At 72.8% G+C, this 6,818-nt stretch carries 8 protein-coding genes and 1 tRNA gene; 4 read left to right on the top strand and 5 right to left on the bottom strand.

Annotation, left to right across the window (positions count from 1 at the left end):
• Positions 1-230: hypothetical protein (locus ACWGIU_RS25155; RefSeq protein ID WP_453709331.1), on the top strand; the 230-nt coding region annotated here is incomplete at its 5' end.
• Positions 231-295: 65 nt separating this feature from the next.
• Here the strand turns inward: ACWGIU_RS25155 and ACWGIU_RS25160 are convergent.
• A tRNA-Leu gene (locus ACWGIU_RS25160) sits at positions 296-380 on the bottom strand.
• 232 nt (positions 381-612) lie between these two features.
• Here ACWGIU_RS25160 and ACWGIU_RS25165 point away from each other — a divergent pair.
• Positions 613-1,839 carry a low temperature requirement protein A gene (locus ACWGIU_RS25165; RefSeq protein WP_453709333.1) on the top strand — a complete coding sequence of 409 codons (1,227 nt, stop codon included), beginning with the start codon at positions 613-615 and terminating at the stop codon, positions 1,837-1,839.
• On the opposite strand, the gene ACWGIU_RS25170 is transcribed toward ACWGIU_RS25165, so the two are convergent.
• Positions 1,823-2,764, bottom strand: a complete 942-nt coding sequence (locus tag ACWGIU_RS25170; protein ID WP_030769837.1) for a beta-ketoacyl-ACP synthase III — start codon at positions 2,762-2,764, stop codon at positions 1,823-1,825. The two genes, ACWGIU_RS25165 and ACWGIU_RS25170, sit on opposite strands and share 17 nt — an antisense overlap.
• A 207-nt stretch (positions 2,765-2,971) precedes the next feature.
• Between ACWGIU_RS25170 and fdhD the strand changes: the two genes are divergently transcribed.
• On the top strand, positions 2,972-3,799 hold the full coding sequence (fdhD, locus tag ACWGIU_RS25175; RefSeq protein ID WP_453709343.1) for a formate dehydrogenase accessory sulfurtransferase FdhD: 828 nt from the start codon (positions 2,972-2,974) through the stop codon (positions 3,797-3,799).
• A gap of 108 nt (positions 3,800-3,907) precedes the next feature.
• Here fdhD and ACWGIU_RS25180 read toward each other — a convergent pair whose 3' ends face one another.
• The 3 genes from ACWGIU_RS25180 to ACWGIU_RS25190 are packed head-to-tail and all read right to left on the bottom strand — an operon-like array spanning position 3,908 to position 5,841.
• Entirely contained in the window at positions 3,908-4,360 is a 453-nt protein-coding gene (locus ACWGIU_RS25180; RefSeq protein ID WP_453709335.1) for a hypothetical protein, read from the bottom strand.
• A complete protein-coding gene (locus tag ACWGIU_RS25185; protein WP_453709337.1) occupies positions 4,360-4,791 on the bottom strand; it encodes a (2Fe-2S) ferredoxin domain-containing protein in 432 nt (143 codons plus the stop codon). Before ACWGIU_RS25185 ends, ACWGIU_RS25180 begins: the two co-directional genes overlap by 1 nt.
• 9 nt (positions 4,792-4,800) lie before the next feature.
• On the bottom strand, positions 4,801-5,841 hold the full coding sequence (locus ACWGIU_RS25190) for a bile acid:sodium symporter family protein (protein ID WP_453709339.1): 1,041 nt from the start codon (positions 5,839-5,841) through the stop codon (positions 4,801-4,803).
• Between the two features lie 130 nt (positions 5,842-5,971).
• On the opposite strand from ACWGIU_RS25190, the gene ACWGIU_RS25195 reads away from it, so the two are divergent.
• On the top strand, positions 5,972-6,818 hold an 847-nt coding region (locus ACWGIU_RS25195; protein WP_453709341.1), incomplete at its 3' end, for a LysR substrate-binding domain-containing protein.

Genomic DNA, 6,818 nt, shown 5'->3' on the forward strand with positions numbered 1-6,818 from the left:
CCCCGGAGACCCTGCGGCACCTGCGGCGGCTCTTCCGTACCCCGCTCACCGGAGGCTCGGCCGCGGCGGGCGGCCCCCACCTGGTCAGCGACACCGCGGCCGCCGCGGCCTACCTCTTCGACGCCGCCTCGGACACCGAGGAGCCCCGACTGTCGCTGCCCCACACCTTCACGTCGCTCCCCCCGGGCAGCCTGACCACTCCGACGGGCCTGGTGGTCCTGGGCCCGTGACCGGAACGGGGGCACACCGGGAAAACAGAAGAGCCCCACACGATGTGTGGGGCTCTCGCTTCTTGTGTCCGAGGGGGGACTTGAACCCCCACGCCCGATAAAGGGCACTAGCACCTCAAGCTAGCGCGTCTGCCATTCCGCCACCCGGACCAGGTGATCGGCCCCGGTTTCCCGCGGCGACATGGACAACAATAGCAAAGGATCGGCGGGGGTCCGACCACTTATCCGGGCGGTGATCCTCCGCCACGCCGGGCTGACCTGCACGCATGTACCGCCGACCGTGGCGAGACGGATCGCCTCGCCGCCGGATGCTGATACCGGCTGGACATCAGGGCTTGGCAGGCGGTCGGATGGCTGCGCACACATCCGGGGGGAGCCGCGCATGGAATCCGAGCACCGCGTCAGCACGCTGGAGCTGTTCTTCGATCTCGTTTTCGTCTTCACCATCACGCAGTTGACGGTGCTTCTGGCGGACGACCTGAGCGTGCGGGGCGCGGGGCAGGTGGTGCTGATCTTCACCGTCCTGTTCTGGATGTACGGGGGCTACGCGCACCTGACCAACCAGGTGCCGCCGGACCGGACGGTCCGGCGGGTGCTGCTGATGCTGGCCATGGGGGCGTTCATGGTGTGCGCCCTGGCCGTACCCACCGCTTTCGGGGCCGGCGGTCCCGCCTTCGGCCTCGGGTACCTGCTGGTCGTCCTGGTCCACAGCGCGCTGTTCACGCAGGCGCACGGGCGCGGGGTGCTGTGGTTCGCGCTGCCCAACGTCCTGTGCGCGCTGTCGGTCACGGCGGCCGGGTTCTTCGACGGGCTGCCGGCCTGGGGGCTGTGGATGCTGGCACTGCTGCTGCAGTTCGTGACGCCGGTGGTCGTGCAGCGGGTCGCGGCGAGCGGGCCGGCGGAGGCGGAGACGGCCGCGCCGCCCGAGACGGCTGAGACGGCCACGATGGCCGAGGCGCCCGGGCAGACGGTCGGGGATCAGCTCGGCGGGATGAACGCGGCGCACCTGGTGGAGCGGCACGGTCTGCTGCTGATCATCGTCTTCGGCGAGTCCGTGATCGCGATCGGCATCGGGGTGGGCGCTCTGCCGCTGTCCCTCGGCATCGCCGGCGGCGCGTTCCTGGCCCTGACGATCGCGTCGGCGATGTGGTGGATGTACTTCGTACGCGACGAGGGGCGGGCCGAGGAGGTCTTCGAGCAGACCCCGGCGGAGCGGCGTTTCAGGCTGGCGATGGTCGCGTACTACTACGCCTTCCTGCCCATGCTCCTGGGCATCGCCGTCTTCGCGGCGGGCGTCAAGAAGACCATCGGTCACCTCGGCGAGCACCTGCACACCGGCCCGGCGGTCGCGCTGGCCGGCGGGGTCGCCCTCTACCTGGCCGGGGACCTGGCCTTCCGCGCGGCGCTGGGCATCCGACCGGCCCGCTACCGCGCGGCGGCCCTGGTGCTCGCGCTCGCCACCGTCCCGGTGGGAACCGGCTGGGCGGGGGCCGGCCAGCTGGTGGCCCTGGCGTGTGTCCTGGTCGGCGCGCTGGCGGCCGAGGGCCGCCGCTCCCCCGCCGAGCCGGCGGAAGCAGCGGCCCCGGAAACCGTCACGGGCAGTGGATGACCTGGCCCGCGTAGGAGAGGTTGCCGCCGAAGCCGAAGAGGAGGACCGGGGCGCCGGACGGGATCTCGCCGCGCTGTACCAGCTTCGACAGGGCCATCGGAATGCTGGCGGCCGAGGTGTTGCCGGACTCGATGACATCGCGGGCGACGACGGCGTTGACGGCGCCGATCTTCGCGGCGAGCGGCTCGATGATCCGCAGGTTCGCCTGGTGGAGGACGACCGCGGCCAGTTCCTCCGGCGTGACTCCGGCCTTCTCGCACACCTTGCGGGCGAGCGGCGGCAGCTGGCTGGTGGTCCAGCGGTAGACGGACTGGCCCTCCTGGGCGAAGACCGGCGGCGAGCCCTCGATCCGGACCGCGTTGCCCATCTCGGGGACCGAACCCCACAGGACCGGGCCGATGCCCGGCTCCTCGCAGGCCTCGACGACGGCCGCGCCCGCTCCGTCGCCGGTGAGCACGCAGGTGGTGCGGTCGGTCCAGTCGGTGATCTCGGTCATCTTGTCGGCGCCGATGACCAGGGCGCGGGTGGCGGAGCCGGCCCGGATGGCGTGGTCGGCGGTGGCCAGGGCATGGGTGAAGCCCGAGCAGACGACGTTGATGTCCATCACGGCGGGGCCGCCGCCCATGCCCAGCTTGGCGGCGACGCGCGCGGCCATGTTGGGCGAACGGTCGATCGCGGTCGACGTGGCGACCAGCACCAGGTCGATGTCGTCCGGGGTCAGGCCGGCGCCGGCCAGCGCCTTGCCCGCCGCCTGGTAGGCCAGCTCGTCCACCGGTTCGTCCGGGCCCGCCATGTGGCGCGTGCGGATGCCGACGCGGGACCGGATCCACTCGTCGGTGGTGTCGACCATGGCCGAGAGGTCCTCGTTGGTGAGCACTTTCGCGGGCTGGTAGTGCCCTAGCGCCACCACGCGTGAACCAGTCATGGGCGGGGTCCCCCCTTGTACGGAAGTCAGGATCACCCAGCTTCGCCTGCTACTGGTGGGTACGTGTGTGCGTGACCCGACAGGATTCCGGCACCGGATTTTGGAGCTTCCCGAGGATCCGCCTGCCGGGGGCGTCGCGGGAAGCGGAACCGGGACAATGAGCGTGTGCCGGGAACCGGCGAGAACAGAAGGGGTGTGCTGATCACCATGGGACGGGTCACCGAGCGTCGTCGTGTCGTCCGGATCCGGAACGGCGCGGCGGGTGTCCGGCCGGACACGCTGGTGGCCGAGGAGCCGCTGGAGATACGGCTGAACGGCAAACCGCTGGCCATCACGATGCGAACGCCGGGCGACGACTTCGCCCTGGCCGTGGGCTTCCTCGTCAGTGAGGGGGTGCTCGCGGCCTCCTCGGACGTGCAGGCCGTCACCTACTGCGAGGGGGCGACCGAGGACGGTTCCAACACCTACAACGTGGTGAACGTGCAGCTGGCCGCCGGGGTCCCGGTGCCCGACATCACGCTGGAACGGAATGTCTACACCACCTCCTCCTGCGGCCTGTGCGGCAAGGCCAGCCTGGACGCGGTCCGTACGGCGACCCGTTTCCCGGGGATCGCCGCCGATCCGGTACGGGTCCCCGTGGAGGTCCTCTGCGCGATGCCCGACCGGCTGCGCGAGGCCCAGAAGGTCTTCGACCGTACGGGCGGGCTGCACGCGGCCGGGCTGTTCACGGCGCAGGGGGAGCTGCTCGACCTGCGGGAGGACGTGGGCCGGCACAACGCGGTGGACAAGATCGTGGGCCGGGCGTACCAGTCCGGGCGGCTCCCGCTGACGGGCGCGGTCCTGCTGGTGTCGGGCCGGGCCTCCTTCGAGCTCGTGCAGAAGGCGGTGATGGCGGGCATCCCGGTGCTGGCGGCCGTCTCGGCGCCGTCCTCGCTGGCGGTGGACCTGGCGCTGGAGTCGGGGATGACGCTGGTCGGCTTCCTGCGGGGGCCGGACCTGAACATCTACGCGGGCGACGAGCGGATCATCCTGTAGGGGTACGCCGGTACCGCTCGGCCCGCCGCCGTCCCCGAGAGGTGCCCTCCTGCTCGCGCGGGGCCGGTACCGCCGTGCATGGGAGGGGCGCTCCTCACCTCATCGTCATCAACGGGCCGCGGTGCCGGTCCTGCGGTAGGTCTCGCGGTCTCCGCCGTGATACCCGAGGAAGCCGGCCCGCTCCTGCGACCTGATCGCGAACCAGTCGGCGCAGCGCTCGCCGCCCGCGCCGTCGACGACGAACTGGACTCTGACCCCCGGGTCTTCGTCGGAGTGGGTGGCGAACACCCAGGTGCCCTTCGCGGAGAACCGGTCCGCCGTCGGTGCCGAGGGGCCGACACAGTCCCAGCCGGAGGCGCCGGCGAGCCGGGCCCGGCCCCCGGGCATGACCTCAAGCGTCGCTCCCGCGGTGCTGTGCCACGTGCCGGCCACGTCCTCCTCGGTGAGGCGGGAGGAGGAGTCGAAGCCACCCAGCGCCCAGAACGCCGCGGCGGACAGGATGAGCAGGCAGGCCGGCACACCCACGGCAATGCCGAGGAAGCGCTTGGTGTCGGTCGCCATCAGCGGCTCTTCCGGACGCGGCGCGACGGCCGGTCCGCCGGCTTCGGTTGCGGGGGGTCGATGCGGTGGAGGTCCAGGGTCGGCGGCACCGGGGTGGTGCCCGGGCCGCCCGATTCGGCCCAGGCGATGATCTCGTCGGTCGCGGTGTCGTCCAGGGCCCAGCCGAACCAGGCCGCGCGGGCGCCGCGGCGGCGGGCCTCGGTGGTGGGCTGCACCACGATGACGTTGGCCTGGGCGCAGGGGCCGAGGCACTCGCTCGTACGGACGGCCAGGCGGCCCCCGGAAGCGGCGGCGGCCTCGCGCAGCCGGGCGAGTTGACCGGCGTGGTCGGAGCCGGGGTTCTTGCGCGGGTCACCGCAGCAGCAGCCCCGGCAGACCACCAGCGTGCAAGGGCGTTCGGCGTGCGCGCCGAGGGGGCGTATCCAGGTCACCACCGAACGTTAACGGGCCCGGGGCGCGGGCCGTTGGCGCGCGGGCGAGACGTCCGCCACACGGTCGGCGGCGCGTTCGGGCAGCGGATCCTGGGCGCGGCGCCGGGCGATGACCGCACAGACCATCAGCTGCATCTGGTGGAACAGCATCAGCGGGAGCACGGCGAGGGCGGCGTGTGGGCCGAACAGCACGCTGGCCATGGGGAGTCCGGCGGCCAGGCTCTTTTTGGACCCGGCGAACTGGACGGCGATGCGGTCCGCGCGGCCGAAGCCGAGGCGGGCCGCGCCGTACCAGGTGACGAGGAGCATCACGGTGAGGAGTACGGCCTCCACCAGCAGGAGGGCGGCGAGCCGCGGGAGGCTGACCTGGTGCCAGATGCCCGCGACCACGCCCGCGCTGAAGGCGGCGTAGACGACCAGCAGGATCGAGCCGCGGTCGACGTAGCCGAGGACCTGCTTGTGGCGGACGAGGAAGCCGCCGACCGAGGGGCGCAGGGCCTGTCCGAGGAGGAAGGGCAGCAGGAGCTGGAGGGTGATCTTCAGGAGGGAGTCGAGGGAGAAGCCGCCCGCGTCGCCGTCGAGCAGGCCGGCGGCGAGGAGGGGGGTGAGGACGATGCCGGCCAGGCTGGAGAAGGAGCCGGCGCAGATGGCGGCGGGGACGTTGCCGCGGGCGATCGAGGTGAAGGCGATGGAGGACTGCACGGTCGAGGGGACGAGGCAGAGGAAGAGCAGCCCGCCGTAGAGGGGGGCGGTGAGCAGGCTGGGGACGAGGCCGCGGGCGGCGAGGCCGAGGAGCGGGAAGAGTACGAAGGTGCAGGCGAGCACGGTGAGGTGGAGCCGCCAGTGGCGCAGGCCGGCGACGGCCTCGCGGGTGGAGAGCCGGGCGCCGTAGAGGAAGAAGAGCAGGGCCACGGCCGCGGTGGAGGCGATGTCGGCGGCGGCGGCCGCCGGGCCGCGGGCGGGGAGCAGGGCGGCGAGGCCCACGGTGGTGAGCAGGGCCAGGATGTACGGGTCCAGGGGCAGCCGGGCGGGGAGGTGCGGGCGGCGCATGCGGGGGTGCTCACTTGCTGTCGGGGCGGGTGCTCCCTTCATGGTCGGTGGTGGGTCGCTCATCGGGAAACCCGCATACCGCACTGACTGCCATCGCGATCCGTGATGAACGGCGCTAGCGTGGGCCGGTATGTACGACCCGGTCCAGCTGCGTACGTTCCTCACGGTCGCCCAGACGCTCAGCTTCACGCAGGCCGCGGGGCGGCTCGGCGTGGGGCAGTCCACGGTCAGTCAGCACGTGCGGCGACTGGAGGAGGCGACGGGGCGGCCGCTGTTCGTCCGGGACACGCACAGCGTGGGGCTGACGGAGGACGGGGAGGCGCTGCTGGGCTTCGCGCGGACGATCCTGGAAGCGCACGAGCGGGCGGCGGCCTTCTTCGCGGGGACCCGGCTGCGCGGGCGGCTGCGGTTCGGGGCTTCGGAGGACTTCGTGCTGACGCGCCTCCCGGAGATCCTCGAAGGGTTCCGCCACGAGCATCCCGAGGTGGATCTGGAGTTGTCGGTGGAGCTCTCCGGGACGCTGCACGAGCGGCTGGACGCGGGGCGCCTGGACCTGGTTCTCGCGAAGCGGCGGGGGCCCGGGGACGAGCGGGGCCGGCTCGTCCGGCGGGACCGGCTGGTGTGGATCGGCGCGGAAGGGCTGCGGGTGGACCCGGAGCGCCCTGTTCCGCTGATCGTCTTCCCGCCGCCGGGCATCACCCGGGCGCGGGCGCTGGAGGTGCTGGAACGGGAGGGACGGGCCTGGCGGATCGCGTGCACGAGCGGCAGCCTCAGCGGCCTGATCGCGGCGGCCCGGGCCGGGCTCGGGGTGATGGCGCACGCCCGCGGGCTGATCCCGCCGGGGCTGGTGCGCGTCAGCGGGCTGCCGGAGCTCGGGCCGGTGGAGTTCGCGCTGCTCCGCGGACCGCGTCCGTCGGCGGCGGCCGAGGCGCTGGCCGCCGCCGTGCTCTCCGGGGCGGACCGGCTCCGTCGCACGT

This window comes from Streptomyces sp. NPDC054840 (assembly GCF_053611065.1).